The following is an 18,999-nucleotide window of genomic DNA, read 5'->3' as shown; positions in this document are numbered from 1 at the left end:
ACTAAACTAAAAATAAATTCAAGTATAATTCTAACATGATTTAGTCTTAAAAGTGATTTTGTTTTTTAGGGAGAATTGAGATTTTGCATTCAGATGAATTGTTAGTAGAGATTTTAGTTGAAGAATTGCCCGCACAAGCGTTATTGAATGAATATAAAGAAATGCCTAAAAAACTCCACGCTCTTTTTCAAAAACGCGCTTTAGAAGTGGGAACTATAGAGGTTTTTTACACCCCTAGGCGCTTGTGTTTGTTCATCAAAGATTTTCCTCTTTTAACCCAAGAAACTAAAGAGGAATTTTTTGGGCCTCCCGTTAAAATCGCATGCAATCATCAAGATAAAACGCAAGGCTTGAACGCGTTAGGTTTAGGGTTTTATCAAAAATTAGGACTAAAGGATCCCAAGCATTTCCAAACAGCGTTTAAAAACAATAAAGAGGTGCTTTATCATGCTAAAATCCATGAAAAAGAGCCTACAAAAGATTTAATCATGCCCATTGTGTTAGAGTTTTTAGAGGGTTTGAATTTCGGGAAGTCTATGCGTTGGGGCAATGTGGAAAAAAGCTTTATCAGACCCATTCATAATATTTGCGTGTTGTTTAATGGGGAAAATTTTAACGATATTGAAGTCAAAGAGTATGGTTTTAAAACCAAGCAAGCCACAAAAGCGCACCGACAAGAGGGTTTTGATTTTATTGAAGTGGATAGCCCTAAAGCGTATTTTGAAGTTTTAGAAAAAAACCATGTCATTTTAGACCCTAAAAAACGCGAAGCTAAAATCTTGCAAGAAATTAAAGAATTGGAAAAAAAGCACCACATCATCGTAGAAATGGATAGGGATCTATTAGATGAGGTTGTAGCGATCACGGAATACCCCAGCGCGCTTTTAGGGGAGTTTGACAAGGCGTTTTTAAAATTACCCAGTGAAATCATCACCACTTCCATGAAAGAAAACCAACGCTATTTTGCAACCTTTTGTCAAAAAAGCCAAGAAGAAAGCCCAACATTGCACAACGGCTTTATTGTGGTGAGTAACGCTATCAATAAAGACAAGCAAAAAATCATTTTAGGCAATCAAAAGGTTTTAAAAGCCCGTTTGAGCGATGCGGTTTTCTTTTATGAAAACGATCTCAAAAAGCCCTTAGATAACGCCCCTTTAGAGAGCGTGGTTTTTGTGCAAGGTTTAGGGACTTTAAAAGATAAAATGGAGCGCGAATCAATCATCGCCCAATACTTGACGCAAAAATATATTTCATCTTTAAACATGCCTTTAGAAAAAGCCCTTGAGTTGGTTAAAAGAGCCGTTCAAATCGCTAAGGCGGATTTACTCAGTGAAGTGGTGTATGAATTTAGCGAGCTTCAAGGGATCATGGGCTATTACTACGCTTTAAAACAAAACGAAAACGAGTTAGTCGCTTTGAGTGTGAAAGAGCAGTATTTGCCCGCAAGCGAAAACGCCCCCTTGCCCTCTAGCGTTTTTAGTTCAATCGTGGCTTTGAGCTTGAAATTAGACAGCCTGTTTTCTCTTTTTAGCGTGGGTAAAATCCCTAGCGGATCTAAAGATCCTTTTGCTTTAAGGCGCTTGAGTTTTGGATTATTGAAAATCATCGCGCATTACGGGTTAGAATTTGATTTGAAAGCGGATTTAAAAAATCTCTTTGAAAAAGTGGGCGTTTATCAGAGCTTTGATTTAGAAATTTTAGAAAAGTTTTTACTAGAACGCTTTCATAATTTAATAGATTGTAATCCCTCTATTATAAGGAGCGTGTTAAACACCAACGAGCGAGGCATTGTTACAATCATCCAGAAAGTCAAAGCACTAAAACGCTTTTTAGACGATCCTAAAAACGCTCAAAAAAAAGAGTTGCTTTTTAGCGCTTTCAAACGCTTAGCCAATATCAATAAAGACAGAAACCTTAACGAATCAAGCGGGTTTTCTACGAGTCTTTTCAAAGAACCAGAAGAGCATGCCCTTTTTGAAGCGTTCAACGCGATCAAAATGAGTGCTTTTGAGAGTTTGGATAGCAAAATAGAGGCTTATTTTGGTTTGCATGCGCCTTTAGAAGAATATTTTAAAAGCGTGCTAGTCATGGATAAAGACATAGAAATCCAAAAAAATCGTAAAAATTTCTTATGGGGCGTGTATCAAAGTTTCTTAGAAATTGGGGATATTAAAGAAATTGCGATTTAATGCTATCAAACGCAAAATCCAGCGTTTTTTGGGGGTAACTTTTTTAATGAGCATGTTTAGTGCGGGCATGCTTGATGCGAAAATCTTTACCCTACAAGAATTTTTTAAAGAAGTAGAAATTAATTCAATGGAGTTGATCGGCAAAAAAGCCGATTTTAAAAGCCGTTTGAATGAGCAACGCTCCGTGAACGCTTGGGATTTCCCCTATATTTATAATGAAACTTCTATGGTGAAAAACTTCCAAGGCATTGTAGAAGCGCAGCCCAGAACCCTTTTAATGGTAAGGCCCAAGCTCCCATGGGTGAGTTCGCTTTTATCCAAAAGCCTTTCTATCAAAACCATTCAATACGATAAAAGCTATCAATTGAATAAAAATCTCGCTTTTATTGGCGCTAAACGCCTTTATTTGACTTATGTGATGACTAAGGAAAAGTATCAGGTGTATGTGCAACGAGAAGCGAACTTTTATTCGCAGCTCAAAATCGCTAAAGAAAAAGTTAAAGCCGGTAGCATGAGCGAAAAGGATTACATCAACTTTAAGAATTCTTATTTGGAATCCAAACTCGCTAAAACCAATGTGGAAACCAAACTCATAGATTTAGAAAAAATGCTAGACACGATGCTAGCGATTGTGGAGCCAGTCAAAGAGGGGGCGCATTTTGACACTTATTTAAACCATTTGCATGATGTCAAGGTGATCGGTTTGGATTTTGAATACATGCGGTTAGAACCTGAAGCTTTAAAGTTTAAATTGGATCGCTCGTTGTATGTGGACATTTTGGATCTAACGGCTAAAGATTATCAAGTGAATGCGAAACTGGCTAATAGAGACGTGTTTAATGCATTTGAATTTGGGATTGGCTCTGAAAGCTATAACTCTTCAACCAATCTTTCTATAGAAGTGCATATCCCTTTACCGGTAACGCCTAAAAATATCTATCAAAAGCGTAAATTCTTGGATTTGCAAAGCGGGACGCTCGCGCAAAATGAAGTGATGAAGCGAAACATACGAATCAACGCCAACTCCTACTTAAACCAGCTCAAAACCAAAGAAGCATACATTGAAACCCAAAAAGAAGCCATTGCCAATAAGAAGCGTTTGATGGAAATGGGGCGCATCGCTTATGAAGCCCAAAAAATCGGGCTTTTTGAATACTTGATTTATCAAAATTCTTACATGGACGCCCTCATCACCCTAGCGGAAGCTAAGATCGAATACATTGATATTAGCGCGCTTTTAGAAGAGACTTTAGGGGAGAGCTTGACCAGATTAGGAGTATTGCATTGAAGCGGGCGTTATTGTGGCTTATGTTAATGGGCGTTTTTTCAATGGGTGTTTCTTTAAAAGCCAAAGAGTATCCAGAAATTGTTTTAGAAGAAAAAAACTTGCAACCCATGGGGTTAAAGGTGATTAAATTAGATAAAGAAATTTTTAGTAAAGGGCTTCCTTTTAACGCTTATATTGATTTTGACAGCAAAAGCTCTGTGGTGCAGAGCTTGAGTTTTGATGCATCTGTGGTCGCTGTTTATAAAAGAGAGGGCGAGCAGGTGAAGGCTGGAGATGCGATCTGTGAAGTGAGCTCTATTGATTTGAGCAATTTGTATTTTGAATTGCAAAACAACCAAAATAAATTAAAAATCGCTAAAGATATCACTAAAAAAGATTTAGAGCTTTATAGGGCCGGTGTGATCCCTAAAAGGGAGTATCAAACGAGCTTTCTAGCCAGCGAAGAAATGGGCTTAAAAGTCAATCAACTAGAAAGCACTTTTAAAAGCTTTGGCGTGGATCCCAAAAACCCTAAAGGGCAGTATGGTTTTAGGATTGTGGCTAGAGACAGCGGTCTTTTAGCGTTAGCGCCTAAAAATGTGGGCGAGAAGATTTTAGCTTTCACTAGCTATGTGCGTATTTCAAAAAGCGATGATTTGATCGCTCAAATCAAATTACCTGTAGGCGTTTCTAAAACCATTAAAAGGGATTCGCCGGTCTATAATGAAGAGGGGGAAAAAATCGGGAAAATCCAAAGCGTTTCGGTGGTGTTAGACAAAGGCTCTAACACGATTTTAGCCACCGCTTTATTAGATGAGGGCAATTACCATGTGGGGGAAATGGTAGAAATGTATATTCAAGGCTCACAACCCAAAGACTCGGTTTTAATCCCTTCAAACGCTTTAATCAGAAATGGGAAGGATTACTTAGTGTTTGTGAGAACGCCTAAAGGTTTTAAGCCTGTGGTGGTTCAAGTTTTAGAAGAGCGCAGCAAGATTTTTATCGTGAACGCTCAAAATTTACACCCTAATGACAGCGTGGCAGTGGGGTCATTGATAGGGTTAAAAGGCATGATCAACAATTTAGGGGAAGAATGATGCTCGCTTCTATCATTGAATTTTCCTTACGCCAGCGGGTGATTGTGATTGTTGGTGCGATTCTTATTTTGTTTTTTGGGACTTATAGTTTTATCCACACTCCAGTGGATGCTTTTCCGGATATTTCGCCCACTCAAGTTAAAATCATTTTAAAACTCCCCGGCTCTAGCCCTGAAGAAATGGAAAACAACATCGTGCGCCCTTTAGAATTGGAGCTTTTAGGCTTGAAAGGGCAAAAATCTTTAAGAAGTATTTCAAAATATTCTATTTCAGACATCACGATAGATTTTGATGACAGCGTGGATATTTATTTAGCGCGAAACATTGTTAATGAACGCTTGAGCAGCGTGATGAAAGATTTACCCGTGGGGGTTGAAGGGGGCATGGCACCCATTGTTACGCCGCTATCAGACATTTTTATGTTCACCATTGATGGCAATATCACCGAAATAGAAAAACGACAGCTTTTAGATTTTGTGATCCGCCCGCAATTAAGAATGATTAGCGGTGTGGCGGATGTCAATTCTATTGGAGGCTTTAGCAGGGCGTTTGTGATCGTGCCGGATTTTAACGACATGGCAAGGCTTGGGGTGAGTATTTCTGATTTAGAATCGGCTGTAAGAGTGAATTTAAGAAACAGCGGAGCGGGGCGCGTGGATAGAGATGGCGAAACCTTTTTAGTCAAAATCCAAACCGCTTCTTTGAGTTTGGAAGACATTGGCAAAATCACCGTTTCCACTAATTTAGGGCATTTGCACATTAAGGATTTTGCGAAAGTCATCAGCCAGTCTCGCACCCGTTTGGGGTTTGTTACTAAAGATGGCGTGGGCGAGACCACAGAGGGCTTGGTGCTTTCTTTAAAAGACGCTAACACCAAAGAAATCATCACTCAAGTGTATCAAAAACTAGAAGAATTAAAACCCTTTTTACCGAGCGGCGTGTCCATTAATGTTTTTTATGATCGCTCAGAATTCACGCAAAAAGCCATTGCCACCGTTTCTAAAACGCTCATTGAAGCCGTTGTTTTAATCATCATCACGCTCTTTTTATTTTTAGGGAATTTGAGGGCGAGCGTGGCTGTGGGGGTGATCTTACCCTTAAGCTTGTCTGTGGCGTTTATTTTTATCAAACTTAGCGATCTGACCTTAAATTTGATGAGTTTGGGGGGGTTGATTATCGCTATAGGCATGCTCATTGACTCAGCCGTGGTGGTGGTGGAAAACGCTTTTGAAAAATTGAGCGCTAACACTAAAACCACTAAACTCCATGCGATCTATCGCTCATGCAAAGAAATCGCTGTTTCAGTGGTGAGCGGGGTGGTGATTATTATTGTGTTTTTTGTGCCGATTTTAACCTTGCAGGGGTTAGAGGGTAAGATGTTTAGGCCTTTAGCGCAAAGCATTGTGTATGCACTTTTAGGCACTTTAGTTCTATCTATCACTATCATTCCTGTAGTGAGCTCTCTTGTCTTAAAAGCCACACCCCATAGCGAAACCTTTTTAACGAGGTTTTTAAACAGAATCTATGCTCCTTTATTGGATTTTTTTGTGCGTAACCCTAAAAAAGTGATTTTAGGAGCGTTTGTTTTTTTAATCGCAAGCCTTTCTTTATTCCCTTTTGTGGGGAAGAATTTCATGCCCGCTTTAGACGAGGGCGATGTGGTTTTGAGCGTGGAAACCACCCCTTCTATTTCTTTAGATCAATCTAAAGATCTCATGTTAAACATTGAGAGCGCGATTAAAAAGCATGTCAAGGAAGTTAAAAGCATTGTCGCGCGCACAGGGAGCGATGAATTAGGGCTGGATTTGGGGGGATTGAATCAAACCGATACTTTTATTTCTTTTATTCCTAAAAAAGAATGGAGCGTTAAAACCAAAGATGAATTATTAGAAAAAATCATAGATTCTTTAAAAGACTTTAAGGGGATTAATTTTTCTTTCACCCAACCCATTGAAATGAGGATTTCTGAAATGCTTACAGGGGTTAGGGGGGATTTAGCGGTTAAGATTTTTGGAGATGATATTGGCGAATTGAATAAATTGAGCTTTCAAATCGCGCAAGCTTTAAAAGGGATTAAAGGATCTAGTGAAGTTTTAACCACGCTTAATGAGGGCGTGAATTATTTGTATGTAACCCCTAATAAAGAAGCGATGGCGGATGTGGGGATCACTAGCGATGAATTTTCCAAGTTTTTAAAATCCGCTTTAGAGGGTTTGATCGTGGATGTGATCCCTACAGGGATTTCACGAACCCCGGTGATGATCCGCCAAGAGAGCGATTTTGCAAGCTCTATCACTAAAATCAAAAGTTTAGCCTTGACTTCAAAATATGGCGTTTTAGTGCCTATCACTTCTATCGCCAAAATTGAAGAAGTGGATGGCCCTGTTTCTATCGTGCGTGAAAATTCAATGCGCATGAGCGTGGTTCGCAGTAATGTGGTGGGGCGCGATTTGAATTCTTTTGTAGAAGAGGCTAAAAAAGTGATCGCTCAAAACATCAAGCTCCCTCCTAGCTACTATATCACTTATGGGGGGCAGTTTGAAAACCAGCAACGGGCCAACAAAAGGCTTTCTACCGTTATCCCTTTAAGCATCTTAGCGATTTTTTTCATTCTTTTTTTCACTTTTAAAAGCATTCCTTTAGCCTTGCTCATTCTTTTGAATATCCCTTTTGCGGTTACCGGAGGCCTTATTGCGTTGTTTGCGGTAGGGGAGTATATTTCAGTGCCAGCGAGCGTGGGCTTTATCGCTCTTTTTGGGATTGCGGTTTTAAACGGCGTGGTGATGATAGGCTATTTTAAAGAGCTTCTCTTACAAGGGAAAAGCGTAGAAGAATGCGTTTTATTGGGCGTTAAAAGGCGCTTGAGGCCGGTTTTAATGACCGCTTGCATTGCCGGTTTGGGTTTGCTCCCTTTATTATTTTCTCATAGCGTGGGATCAGAAGTCCAAAAACCTTTAGCGATCGTGGTGCTTGGAGGCTTAGTCACCTCAAGCGCTTTAACCTTACTCTTACTGCCGCCCATGTTCATGCTCATCGCTAAAAAGATTAAAATCAATTAAGGGATTTCACATGCTCGCTTTAGAAATTTATATTGATATTTGTTTGAAAGACGCTTTAATAGATTACTTGTTTGAAAAAGGCTTTGATGATTTTTTTTATGTGGAATGCTATAAATACGCCGCTTCTTCATTGCTCTTAAGCCAAAAAGAGCAGGTGAGCGGGCGTAAAGACTACGCTAAATTCAAGCTTTTTTTAAGCGAGAAAGTCGCTTTACCTCTAGCAAAAGATTTAAAAAATCAGTTCGCTTCTAAAGAAATGAAATTGTTTTATTCTCAAACGCATGGGTTGTAGAATACTTGTTTAAGCGATAGTTTCTTAAAGTGGGGGAAGGGTTTGAGCTAAAAAGAAAGAAATCGGGCTTTATAAAAAATTTCTACAATCAAATAAAATGTAAGGCAATAAAAATGCTTGAAGCATTTTTTGCAATCAAATATCAAAAGAGCTTGATGTTAATCAAGCGATAATTCTTTAAGCGGTCTTGGGGGATAGGGGGTTTTTAAGGGGGTTAAGGGGGGGTTATCGCAAAATCCCCCCTCATCCCCTTAAGGAAAGAAGTTTGACCATATCAAAATGAAAGAAAAAACGAGTTTTTGATTAATAAAAAGAACCTTGAATAGAGTATCAAAATTGAGTATAATGAGAGCCATTAAATGGTGCTAGGAGTTTGCAATGACTATTATTTTTAAAAATCCGCTTTCTCTTTCTTTCTCTTTCTCTTTCTCTCTCTAGTCAGCCGTTTTATCTTTTCACCCCCATATAAACCCATACCCATATAAACCCTATCTATATTTTAGGGATTTTTGCGTTTTGTTTAGATTTTAATTTTTAATTTTAAAGGATTGGTAATGATTTTACGCGCACAGATAAATTTTATGGAGTTTTTAGAACAGGTTTTAGAAGTTTTAAAAGAAGTGGAGATCGATAAAACAGAATGCTCTACTCTTTTAGCAAGCATTCAAAAACAACAGCTAGTGATACCCGTTGTGGGGAATTTTAGTGCAGGCAAAAGCACGCTATTAAACCGCTTTTTAGGCAGTAGCGTTTTGCCTACCGGTATCACACCAGAGACTTCTTTAGCCACTGAGTTGCACTATAGCGCTAACGAACGCATAGAGGCTTTTTCAAGTAATGATGAAAAAACAGAGAGTTTTGAACTGAATGAGCAAAGTTTTGAGGCGATTAAAGACAATGCCACGAAGTATTCCTACCTTAAGGTTTATTTGAATAATGAAGCGCTAAAAGATAGCACTCCTTTGGTGTTTGTGGATATGCCCGGGTTTGATAGCCCTATTTCAAGCCACACCCATGCCATTTTGGAATATTTGGAAAGGGGCGTGCATTTTGTCATTCTCACAAGCGTAGAAGAGGGTAACCTTACTAAACGCATGGTTAGGGAATTGAAAAACCTTTTGGAGTTTGACAAAGGCCTTAGCTTTATTTTGAGTAAAACGAATTTAAGAACGCCTTCGCAAGTGGGAGAAATCTCTCGCTACATTCAAGAGCAAATCCAAGATCACCTTGATTTGACAACGCATCTTATTTATTCCAATAAAGACAATAACGCCCTTTTAGAAGTAGCGGATAAAATAGACGCTGAAAAGCTTTTTAGCGCTTTATATTTGAAACGATTGAAGTTTTTAAACTCCCAGTTACAAAATAGCCTAAAAAGCGTGATGGAAAGCTTTGATTACTCTAAAGAAAAGGCTTTAGAAGAAATACAATCTTTGGATTTGGGCGTTAAAGACATTGAAAAAACCTATGAAAAATTAAGGGCTAATTTAGAAGAAGAATATTCTAGCGTGGCTGTGGGATCTGTGGTTAAAAAAGTCATAGAAGAGGTCAGGGAGCAAAAATCCTATTTAGCCTCTTTAATCAACAAACCTAACGAGTTCAATAGCGAAATAGAAAGCATCATGCAACAAAGCTTGATCAAAAACGCTAAATTAGAGATTGAAAAGATCAACCTTTCTTTTTCAAAAGATTTTTGCACGGAATTTGCAAGCTTGAACAACACGCAGCTTTCTAGCGGCTTTTCTGTAAATTTAGAGCATAGCCTTGAATTAGGGATCAACGCTTTAAGCGTGATTTTAGCCAAGAACCCGGTTACAAGACCCTTCGCGCTGATTTTGCAAGGGTTAAAACCTCTTTTAAAAGAATTATTGGCGTTACTGCCTAATATCATCGCTTCATTCTTTAGAAACGAGGAAAAAGAGCGGGCGAAATTAGAAAATCTGATTGAAGCAAAAGTGATACCAGAGGTTCAATACAATCTTAAAAAAGTTTTACCGGGCTTGTTTAATGAATGCTTGGAAAATTCCCTAAAAGGTTTAAAAGATCGGTGCGAACTGGAAATCACGCATAAAAAACAAGAAATCGCGCTCGCTCAAAAGGAAAAAGAAAAACACCTAAACGATCTAGAAGCGCAAAAACAAGCATTAGAAAACAAGATCAACGCTTTAAGCGATCTGGAACAACAATATTTAAAGGATTAATAATGAACGCACAAGAACTCATTAAAAAAAGTGCTTTAATTGAAAAAACGCTAAAAGAACAAGGCTTGCAAGAAAGAGCGAGGCCTTTTATCAGCGAAAACGCTGTGATCAAAGCAGAAGAGTTAGAGAAAACGCTAAAAGAGTTGCAAGATACAAATAGGGATCTTAAAGTCGGTATCATCGGGCGCGTGAAAGCGGGCAAAAGCTCGCTTCTAAACGCTTTGATTTTTGAGGGTGTAGAGGTTTTACCCAAAGCGGCAACGCCCATGACCGCTAGCCTCACTGTTTTAAAATACGCTCAAAATCTGAGCGCTGAAGTGGAGTTTTATAGCCCAAAGGATATTGCAGAGCTTGAAAACGAACATGAAAGGTATGTAAGGGAGTTTAACAGGATTGTTGATGAAGAAGTCAAAAAACAAAAAGAAAAACAAAGTCTTTCAAACAGAGCTAGAGAGGGATTTAAGAGTTTTGGCAACAAGTTTAGCAGAAATAAAAGCACTGAAGTAGTGCCCAAAGAGAATATTTTAAGCGATGAAGAAATAGTGAAAAGGGCTGAAAGGATCGCTAAAAACGAGTTAGAAAAGGATGCGAGACTCGTTTCATCACACGATCAATGCGAAAAAATAAAAAAAAGCGGATTGCTCAACACGGAAAAATTAGATCCGCACATTCAAGCCAACAGCCTGCAAGAGCTGAATCAGAAATTGCTCCAATTCGTGGGCGCGGATGGGAAGTATATGCCCTACACTAAAGCGGTGCAAATTTCTTTGAATAACCCCAATCTTAAAGATTTGGAAGTGATTGACACCCCAGGAGTGAACGATCCGATCGCTTCCAGGGAAGAGCGCACCAAAGCCTTATTGAAAGATTGCGATGTGGTGTTTATCATAAGCCCTTCTAATCAGTTTTTAACGGATAGCGATATGAGTTTGTTTGACAGGGTTTCTCATAAAGAAGGCCTTCAAGAAATTTATTTTGTGGCAAGCCAAGCCGACAGCGCTGTTCTTTCTATGAGTGAAGTGGAAAAATCCAACCAACACCTCCCTACAGCCTTAGAAAACGCACAAAAATCCCTTTCATCTCAATTGAATAATATCATGGGAAAATTGATTCAAACCTACCCTAACCAACGAGAGGTTTTTGAAAAAGCAATCAAAAATGGCGTCATTTTGACTTCAGGGGTTTGCTTTAGCATGCATAAAGATTTTGAAAACCAAGCTTCTTGGGAAAGAAGCCAAAAAACAGAAGAGTATCACAACGCCTTACGGAATTTAAAAGATTCTTACCCTGGCGCTTTTAGTAGCGATGATAAGTCTAAAGAAAGCTTACTCTTTTTAAGCAATATGGGCGCGATTGAAGAGCGTTTAAAAAAAGCCGCCAAAGAGAAAGAAAAAATCATTTCTCAAAAAAGTTATGCAGAGAGCCAAGCGAACAACCTCCATAAATTCATAGTGCAGTTGTTGCAAGATTTGGAAGAAGAAAAAAAGAGGGTTAAAAACGCTGACATTAGCGCTATCAAAGAGCAAATAGTGGTTTATCAAAACCTCTCTAATGAGATTGAAACAGGGTTTGATGGGGTGTATGAAGAATTTATCTTGCATTTCATCAAAAACACTAGAGATGGCTTGAATGAAACCTTAACGAAAGCTATCCGAACGGCTGAAACGCGCTCTAGAGAAGAAGAGGAAGAAGAGCATTATATTGAAAGAGTGAAGCAAGGCGGTTTTTTGGGGAGCTTTAAAAGAAATTTTTTGTGGTGGGCTGATGATGATGCGGGCTATAATGAAGTAGAACGCACAAGAGCAACCATTAAAGCCGGAGCGGTGCTTGATTATTTGACAGAGATGCATGAACGCTGCGAAAGCGCTTTGAATGACAGTGCTAATTCTTTTAAAGTCGTTTTCAAAAAAGAACTCTACGCTAAAGTCTTTTCTCAATTGCGCGAAATCATCTCTGATGATTTGATTGATGAGATGGCTTTCAAAAGAAGCGTGATGGCTGTTTTAGATCGCATTGAATTTAAAAAGTTTGATTATGCCGATAAGCTTCCTGGCGAGATAAGGGGGAAAACGGGCTTTTTAAAAGGCGATGAAGCTAATGCTTTTATACAAAGCGTGGGGAATTATGTGAGGAATTTTGAATCTGAGGCTAAAAAAGATATGAAAGGCTATATCCAAGGTTTAAGAGAGGCTTTAGAAAGGCAAAACTTCGCCAGCGATACGCTTAAAAAACTTGAAGAAAACATGCAAAATTTGCAAAATCAAGTGCAAAACAAAGTGCAATCCATCGCTCAATTAGATGCACAAATCAAGGCTTTAAAGGGGATTCAATGAGCGTTAATTTTTTTAAGGGCATTTTTAATGACAATAGCAGGGCTGAAAACCACCACAATACAGAGAGTTTAAAAGAACGCTACGATTTAATCGCTCGTATTTTAAACGCTAAAATGGAAAATGAAGGGCTAGAAGAATACCAGAGCATTTTAGACAACGAGTTTTTAGAGTTCGCTAGCGGCGTGGATTCGCTCAAAGAAAAGGAAATAGCGTTACTAACGCTCCAAGAAATTAAAAAAGAATTGCAATTAGTGGCGAGCTATCCTAGTTTGTTCCAAAAAACCATCGTTGCGGTGGGGGGAGGGTTTAGCGCGGGAAAATCCACCTTTTTAAACAACTTGTTGGGCTTGAAATTAAAACTCCCTGAAGACATAGATCCCACCACAGCCATCCCCACTTATTGCTTAAAGGGTAAAAGAGAAGTTTTAATGGGGTTTTCTCAAAATGGGGGCATGGTGGAATTACCACATCTCGCTTTTGATCATCAGTTTTTAAAATCCCTTGGCTTTAATTTGAAAGAAATCATGCCTTTCATGCTTTTGAGCGCTCCTAGCGTGCCTTTTGAATTTTTATGCTTTATAGACACGCCTGGCTATAACCCCAGTAATCAAGGCTATACGGGTGGGGACAAAGAAGCCTCTAAAGAATCCCTAAAACACGCCAAACACATTCTATGGCTCGTTAGTTGCGAGCGTGGGGGCATTGAAAGCGATGATTTAGAGTTTTTGCAAGAACTATACGAAGAAGGCAAGCAGGTTTTTATCGTATTGAGTAGGGCTGATAGGCGCACCAAAAGCCAATTAGAAGTAGTCGCTAAACAAATTAAAGAGACTTTAGAGAATAATGGCATTGAATTTTTAGGGATTGGCGCTTATAGCGCTACAAGGCATCTAGAAATTAAAGAATTCAGCGAAAAAAGCAAAGTTTTTAACTCGCTTGAGGAATTTTTAATGAAGTTAAATCAAAGGAGCGAGAAACAAAACGAAATTTTAGAATCTTTATACGAGGTGCATGGGATGTATGAAAAGGCTATTAAGCAAGACGCTAACCAATTCAAACGCTACCAAAAGGCTTTGCATTCTGTTAAATTGGATTTGATACAAGAAGGCTTTGATGATTTTAATGATGATGTTTTTAATAGAATGGAATCGCTCAAAAAAGAATTTTCTGAGAAAGAAGAATCCAAAAGAGAGAATTTAGTGCAATTGAACGAAGTGATTGATTTGTTTAAAGAAAGTATTGATAAGGTTTTTGATCGCGTGAGCGCTTTCACTTGGGAAAAATACAAAGAACAAAACGACGATGAAGAGGACGATGAGGCAAACTACAGGGAATTTGAAGAAATCAAAAAAATGGCGCTGTATTTTAGGGATCGCAGTTTGTTTTACTTGGATTGGTATGAATTGAGCCAAGAAGAAACCAAAAGATTCAGAAAAAGTGTGGATTATTTTAACGAACTGTTCCAATTAGACTATTCTTTAGGAAATTTGCAAACGCTTAGGGAATTCAAAGAAAACTATAATGAAAATTATCAAGAGTGCTTAAACAATGAGGAGCTTCAAAAAAAATTGCGGGAGTGGAGGAGTCAAAAAAATCAACAAAACAACAATAAAACTTTCAATACGAATGATACGAATTTATTTGAAACTATTCGGGCAGTTATTGCTGAGCAGTTGGAAATAGATGTATCACAAGTTACGCCAGAAGCGAAATTTGTGAAGGATTTGGGTGCGGACTCTTTAGATATTGTAGAATTAATCATGGCGTTAGAAGAAAAGTTTGGCATTGAGATTTCTGATGAGCAAGCGGAAAAAATCGTCAATGTGGGCGATGCAATGAGATATATTGAGAAACAACTAATTTAACGCTTTTTAATTTTAAAATATTATTTAATATGTATATGTTTTAATCAAAGACAGCGTTTTGAATGTAAGGGCTATTTTAAACTTAATTATTGTAAAATGGTGAGTTTTACAATCAATGAGATTAGGAATTTAATGGAAATTGCAGTATTTGGTGGCGGGGCGTGGGGGAGGGCTTTAGCCTTTGCTTTTGGAGAAAAGAATGAAGTCAAAATCATTTCAAGGCGCGATCTAAACGAGCCGCTAAAAAAACTCAATGACGCCTTGATTTCTAAAGGTTCTGCCCCCATAGAGCAAGTGGATTTACAAAGAGGCTTAAAAGCGGCGCTCTATGTCATCGCTATTAGCGTGCAGCACTTGAGGGAATGGTTTCAAAACGCTTCTTTACCCAAAAACGCTAAGGTTTTAATCGCTTCTAAAGGGATAGAGGTTTTAAATAAGGCGTTTGTGAGCGAGATCGCAAAGGATTTTATCGATCCTAATTCTTTGTGTTTTTTAGCGGGCCCGAGTTTTGCGGCTGAAATCATTCAAGGCTTGCCTTGTGCGCTAGTCATTCATTCCAATAATCAGGCTTTAGCGCTAGAATTTGCCAATAAAACCCCCTCTTTTATCAGAGCCTACGCCCAACAAGACATCATAGGGGGTGAAATCGCCGGGGCGTATAAAAATGTGATAGCCATTGCTGGGGGGGTTTGTGATGGCTTGAAATTAGGTAATAGCGCTAAAGCGAGTTTATTATCTAGGGGTTTAGTGGAAATGCAACGCTTTGGGGCGTTCTTTGGGGGCAAGACAGAGACTTTTTTAGGGCTTTCTGGGGCTGGGGATTTGTTTTTAACCGCTAATTCTATTTTATCTAGGAATTATCGTGTGGGCTTGGGACTAGCCCAAAACAAGCCTTTAGAGGTGGTTTTAGAAGAATTGGGCGAAGTGGCTGAAGGGGTGAAAACGACCAACGCCATTGTGGAAATCGCTAGAAAATACGGCATTTATACGCCCATTGCGAGCGAATTAGCCTTGCTTTTAAAGGGTAAGAGTGTGCTAGAGAGCATGAACGATTTGATCAGACGCGCTTAAAAGGAAAGAGAGCATGCAAGATTTTTCAAGTTTATTATTAAAATTACAAGAGTATTGGAAAGATCAAGGCTGTTTGGTGATCCAGCCTTATGATATTCCTGCAGGAGCTGGGACATTCCACCCGGCCACGCTTTTAAGGAGTTTGGATAAAAAGCCGTGGAATGTGGCGTATGTCGCGCCCTCTAGAAGGCCTACTGATGGGCGCTATGGGGAAAATCCTAACCGCTTGGGGAGTTACTATCAATTTCAGGTGGTCATCAAGCCCAGCCCTTCTAATATCCAAGAATTGTATTTAAAAAGCTTAGAAGTGTTAGGGATAAACCTTAATGAGCATGATATACGATTTGTAGAAGACAATTGGGAGAGTCCGACTTTAGGGGCATGGGGGCTTGGCTGGGAAGTGTGGCTTGATGGCATGGAGGTTACGCAATTCACTTATTTCCAGCAAGTGGGGGGCATTGCTTGTAGTCCTATTCCGGTGGAGATCACTTACGGCTTAGAAAGATTGGCGATGTATGTCCAAAAAGTGGAAAATATCCTAGAGATTGAATGGGCTAAAAACAATCATGACAGCGTGCGTTACGCGCAAGTGCATTTAGAAAGCGAATACGAATTCAGCAAATATCATTTTGAAATAGCGAGCGTAACAAGGCTATTAGAAATGTTTAAAAACGCCCAAGCCGAAGCCTTGCATTGCTTGGAAAACAAACTCCCCTTACCGGCTTATGATTTCGTGATGCTATGCTCACATTTTTTCAATATTTTAGACGCCAAAAAAGCGATTTCGGTGGCTGAAAGGCAAAATTATATTTTACAAATCAGGGATTTAGCCAAAGGGTGTGCCATTCTTTATAAAGAGCAAGAAGAAGAAAGAGAAGAGCGCCTAAAAAACGCTTTAACAAAGGCTTAAAATGGCGTTAGTCAAGGAAGTGTTGGGAGTTTTGAATCGCCTTTCGCCTTTTGAACTCCAAGAATTGTGGGATAATAGTGGGTTGAATGTGGGGAGTGAAAACCATGAATTTAGCCAAATTATCGCATGCTTAGAAATCACGCTTCAAATCGCTCTAAACGCGCCACAAAACGCCCTAATCATCACGCACCACCCTTTAATTTTCAAGCCCTTAAAAACGCTTAATGATGAGGCTTATCCGGGGAATATTTTAAAAATCTTAATCCAAAAAAACATTTCAGTCATCAGCATGCACACGAATTTTGACAAAACGCATTTAAACAAGCATTTTGCTAGTGTGCTTTTAGGGTTTGATGGCTTGATGGAAAAAGGCCTTATGTTAGTGAAAGAAAACGCTAATATGGAATTTGATGCGTTGGTGAAAAAAATCAAATCTTCTTTAGGGGTGGGACAATTAGCATGCGTCAAAAGTTCTCCAATCATTAAAGATGTAGCGTTTGTGTGCGGATCGGGGGCGTCCATGTTCTCTTCTTTAAAAGCGCAAAGCTGTTTAGTTACAGGCGATGTGAAATACCATGACGCTATGATCGCTCAATCTTTAGGGATAAGCTTGATTGACGCCACGCATTATTATAGCGAAAGGGGTTTTGCGCTGATTGTGGCTGAAATTTTGCATTCTTTTAATTATTTGGTTACAATAGAGAATTTTAAAAACCCCTTGCAAATCATTTAAAGGAAAGCGATGAACACCCACCTCAAACAATTGATTGAAATTTCGCATTTGGATAAAGAAATTGACTCTTTAGAGCCGTTGATCAGAGAAAAACGAAAAGACTTGGATAAGGCCTTGAATGATAAAGAAGCTAAAAATAAAGCGATTTTGAATTTAGAAGAAGAAAAATTAGCCCTAAAATTACAGGTTTCTAAAAACGAGCAAACCTTACAAGACACGAACGCTAAAATCGCCAGTATCCAAAAGAAAATGAGCGAGATCAAATCCGAAAGGGAATTGCGTTCTTTAAACATTGAAGAAGATATTGCTAAAGAGCGATCCAACCAAGCCAACAGAGAAATTGAAAACCTGCAAAATGAAATCAAGCACAAAAGCGAAAAACAAGAGGATTTGAAAAAAGAAATGCTAGAGCTTGAAAAATTAGCACTGGAATTGGAAAACTTAGTGGAAAACGAAGTCAAAAATATCAAAGAAACCCAACAGATCATCTTTAAAAAGAAAGAAGAACTCGTGGAAAAAACCGAGCCTAAAATCTATAGCTTTTATGAAAGGATCAGAAGATGGGCGAAAAACACGAGCATTGTAATGATCAAAAAACAGGCTTGTGGGGGTTGTTTTATTCGGTTGAACGATAAGATTTATACTGAAGTGCTAACGAGTGGGGATATGATCACTTGCCCGTATTGCGGGCGTATTTTATACGCTGAGGGCGCGTATGAAAACAGCACTCAACCTCCAAAAGAAAGCCAACCAAAAGAAAGTCAAGAAGAAAGCCAAGAATTAGTTTGATTGTTTAAGTTTTTCTACCTTTTATTTTTAACTTTGGGGCATCTTTTTGGTGTGCCTTTCATCTTTTTTTGGAGTTTTAAAGAAAAATACCGCCATTCTTTAAAGGCTCGTTTTTTTCTCAAAGACAATCTTTTAAAAAGCGAGCCGGTTTTTTGGTTTCATGCATGCTCTTATGGGGAGGTCAAATCCTTAGAGCCAATCATTCAAGCTTTAAAAGAGCCGATTTTAATTAGCGTTACCACTAATACCGGTTTTGAATTAGCCGCTCAAACTTATCAGCATTCTAAGCATATAGAAGTGCGTTACCTGCCTTTTGAAACCCTATTATTCGCATGGGAAAAAAACTTAAAACGCTTGAAAACTTTGGTGGTTACAGAAGCGGAATTGTGGTTTAATGTGTTTGATACGGCTCAAAAATTAGGGGCAAAAACCATGCTCATTAACGCTCGCATCAGCGTTCGTTCTTACCCTAAATACCAGCGTTTTTCTTTCTTTTATGCGTTTTTATTCAAACGCATTGATTTGATTTTGGTGCAAAGCAAGGACGATCAAAAGCGCTTGTTGAATCTAGGGGCTAAAAAAGTGGTGGATTTTTTGAATATCAAGCGTTTTTCAAAGCCTGTGATCACTTCGTTTTACCCTAAAAACCCAAGCGCTTTAAACATTGTTTTAGCCAGCACGCATGAGGGCGAAGAGGAATTGGGGTTAAAAGCGTTTTTAGAATTGAAAAAGACTTTTAAAAACGCAAGACTGATTGTTGTGCCGCGCCACCCTGAGCGTTTTAAAAGCGTGCAAAATTTATTGCAAGATACTTTAAAAACGACGCCTTTTAGTTGGGAGTGTTTTTCTTCAAAGGGTTTTGTGGAATGCGATATTTTGTTAGTGGATAGCTTGGGGGAATTGAATAACTTCTATGCGATCGCAGACATTGTCATTTTAGGGGGTTCGTTTGTCAAAATGGGGGGGCATAACCCTTTAGAGCCGGCGTTTTTTAATGCACGCCTAATCACAGGGGAGTATCTTTTCAACCAAGTAGCGTTGTTTGAATTAGTCAAGCCTTATAAAATCGTTCAAAAAGAGGATCTGTTAGGCGCTCTTTTAGATTACAAAAATTTAGGCGTGGCGCGTTTTTTAGAAAACGGGCATGATTTAAACGAATTGCTCGCATTCATCAAATATTAAAAAGGATAAAC

General features: G+C 38.8%; 13 protein-coding genes. All 13 read left to right on the top strand.

Going from position 1 to position 18,999, the window contains the following annotated elements; translation table 11 throughout:
* Positions 1-83: 83 nt before the first annotated feature.
* Complete coding sequence (glyS, locus tag HG567_RS04720; protein WP_202163696.1) at positions 84-2,189, top strand: glycine--tRNA ligase subunit beta; 2,106 nt, start codon at positions 84-86, stop codon at positions 2,187-2,189.
* Entirely contained in the window at positions 2,179-3,477 is a 1,299-nt protein-coding gene (locus HG567_RS04715) for a TolC family protein (RefSeq protein ID WP_202163695.1), read from the top strand. Before glyS ends, HG567_RS04715 begins: the two co-directional genes overlap by 11 nt.
* The gene (locus HG567_RS04710; RefSeq protein ID WP_202139363.1) at positions 3,474-4,553 is read left to right on the top strand and encodes an efflux RND transporter periplasmic adaptor subunit; all 1,080 of its coding nucleotides are present in this window, start codon (positions 3,474-3,476) and stop codon (positions 4,551-4,553) included. Before HG567_RS04715 ends, HG567_RS04710 begins: the two co-directional genes overlap by 4 nt.
* Positions 4,553-7,612, top strand: coding sequence for an efflux RND transporter permease subunit (locus HG567_RS04705; RefSeq protein ID WP_202164025.1), 3,060 nt, complete (start codon positions 4,553-4,555; stop codon positions 7,610-7,612). Before HG567_RS04710 ends, HG567_RS04705 begins: the two co-directional genes overlap by 1 nt.
* A 10-nt stretch (positions 7,613-7,622) precedes the next feature.
* Positions 7,623-7,904, top strand: coding sequence for a DUF3240 family protein (locus HG567_RS04700; protein WP_108339378.1), 282 nt, complete (start codon positions 7,623-7,625; stop codon positions 7,902-7,904).
* A 554-nt stretch (positions 7,905-8,458) separates the two neighbouring features.
* Entirely contained in the window at positions 8,459-10,105 is a 1,647-nt protein-coding gene (locus HG567_RS04695) for a dynamin-like GTPase family protein (RefSeq protein ID WP_202139362.1), read from the top strand.
* A 2-nt stretch (positions 10,106-10,107) separates the two neighbouring features.
* Positions 10,108-12,438: a dynamin family protein gene (locus tag HG567_RS04690; RefSeq protein WP_202163694.1), complete on the top strand. Its 2,331-nt coding sequence runs from the start codon at positions 10,108-10,110 to the stop codon at positions 12,436-12,438.
* Positions 12,435-14,303 carry an acyl carrier protein gene (gene acpP / locus HG567_RS07890; protein ID WP_202139360.1) on the top strand — a complete coding sequence of 623 codons (1,869 nt, stop codon included), beginning with the start codon at positions 12,435-12,437 and terminating at the stop codon, positions 14,301-14,303. Before HG567_RS04690 ends, acpP begins: the two co-directional genes overlap by 4 nt.
* A 132-nt stretch (positions 14,304-14,435) precedes the next feature.
* Positions 14,436-15,374, top strand: a complete 939-nt coding sequence (locus HG567_RS04680) for an NAD(P)H-dependent glycerol-3-phosphate dehydrogenase (RefSeq protein ID WP_000401698.1) — start codon at positions 14,436-14,438, stop codon at positions 15,372-15,374.
* A 13-nt stretch (positions 15,375-15,387) separates the two neighbouring features.
* The gene (gene glyQ / locus HG567_RS04675) at positions 15,388-16,284 is read left to right on the top strand and encodes a glycine--tRNA ligase subunit alpha (protein WP_202139358.1); all 897 of its coding nucleotides are present in this window, start codon (positions 15,388-15,390) and stop codon (positions 16,282-16,284) included.
* A 1-nt stretch (position 16,285) separates the two neighbouring features.
* Positions 16,286-17,017, top strand: a complete 732-nt coding sequence (locus HG567_RS04670; RefSeq protein WP_202139357.1) for a GTP cyclohydrolase I — start codon at positions 16,286-16,288, stop codon at positions 17,015-17,017.
* Positions 17,018-17,026: 9 nt separating this feature from the next.
* Positions 17,027-17,806, top strand: coding sequence for a zinc ribbon domain-containing protein (locus HG567_RS04665; RefSeq protein WP_202139356.1), 780 nt, complete (start codon positions 17,027-17,029; stop codon positions 17,804-17,806).
* Positions 17,807-18,988, top strand: a complete 1,182-nt coding sequence (gene waaA / locus HG567_RS04660; RefSeq protein ID WP_202139355.1) for a lipid IV(A) 3-deoxy-D-manno-octulosonic acid transferase — start codon at positions 17,807-17,809, stop codon at positions 18,986-18,988. It abuts the gene before it with no gap.
* The last annotated feature ends 11 nt before the right edge of the window (positions 18,989-18,999 follow it).

Origin of the sequence: Helicobacter pylori (assembly GCF_016755635.1) — a bacterium.
GTDB lineage: Bacteria > Campylobacterota > Campylobacteria > Campylobacterales > Helicobacteraceae > Helicobacter > Helicobacter pylori_CQ.
The sequence above is the reverse complement of the archived record's forward strand: the minus strand, read 5'-3'. Positions and strand labels throughout refer to the sequence as shown.

Excerpts from the sequence above, each read along its gene's own strand:
- glyQ (WP_202139358.1), top strand. The coding sequence starts at position 15,388 with ATGCAAGATTTTTCAAGTTTATTATTAAAATTACAAGAGTATTGGAAA.
- HG567_RS04705 (WP_202164025.1), top strand. The coding sequence starts at position 4,553 with ATGCTCGCTTCTATCATTGAATTTTCCTTACGCCAGCGGGTGATTGTG.
- HG567_RS04680 (WP_000401698.1), top strand. The coding sequence starts at position 14,436 with ATGGAAATTGCAGTATTTGGTGGCGGGGCGTGGGGGAGGGCTTTAGCC.
- HG567_RS04665 (WP_202139356.1), top strand. The coding sequence starts at position 17,027 with ATGAACACCCACCTCAAACAATTGATTGAAATTTCGCATTTGGATAAA.
- HG567_RS04670 (WP_202139357.1), top strand. The coding sequence starts at position 16,286 with ATGGCGTTAGTCAAGGAAGTGTTGGGAGTTTTGAATCGCCTTTCGCCT.
- acpP (WP_202139360.1), top strand. The coding sequence starts at position 12,435 with ATGAGCGTTAATTTTTTTAAGGGCATTTTTAATGACAATAGCAGGGCT.
- HG567_RS04690 (WP_202163694.1), top strand. The coding sequence starts at position 10,108 with ATGAACGCACAAGAACTCATTAAAAAAAGTGCTTTAATTGAAAAAACG.
- HG567_RS04695 (WP_202139362.1), top strand. The coding sequence starts at position 8,459 with ATGATTTTACGCGCACAGATAAATTTTATGGAGTTTTTAGAACAGGTT.
- HG567_RS04700 (WP_108339378.1), top strand. The coding sequence starts at position 7,623 with ATGCTCGCTTTAGAAATTTATATTGATATTTGTTTGAAAGACGCTTTA.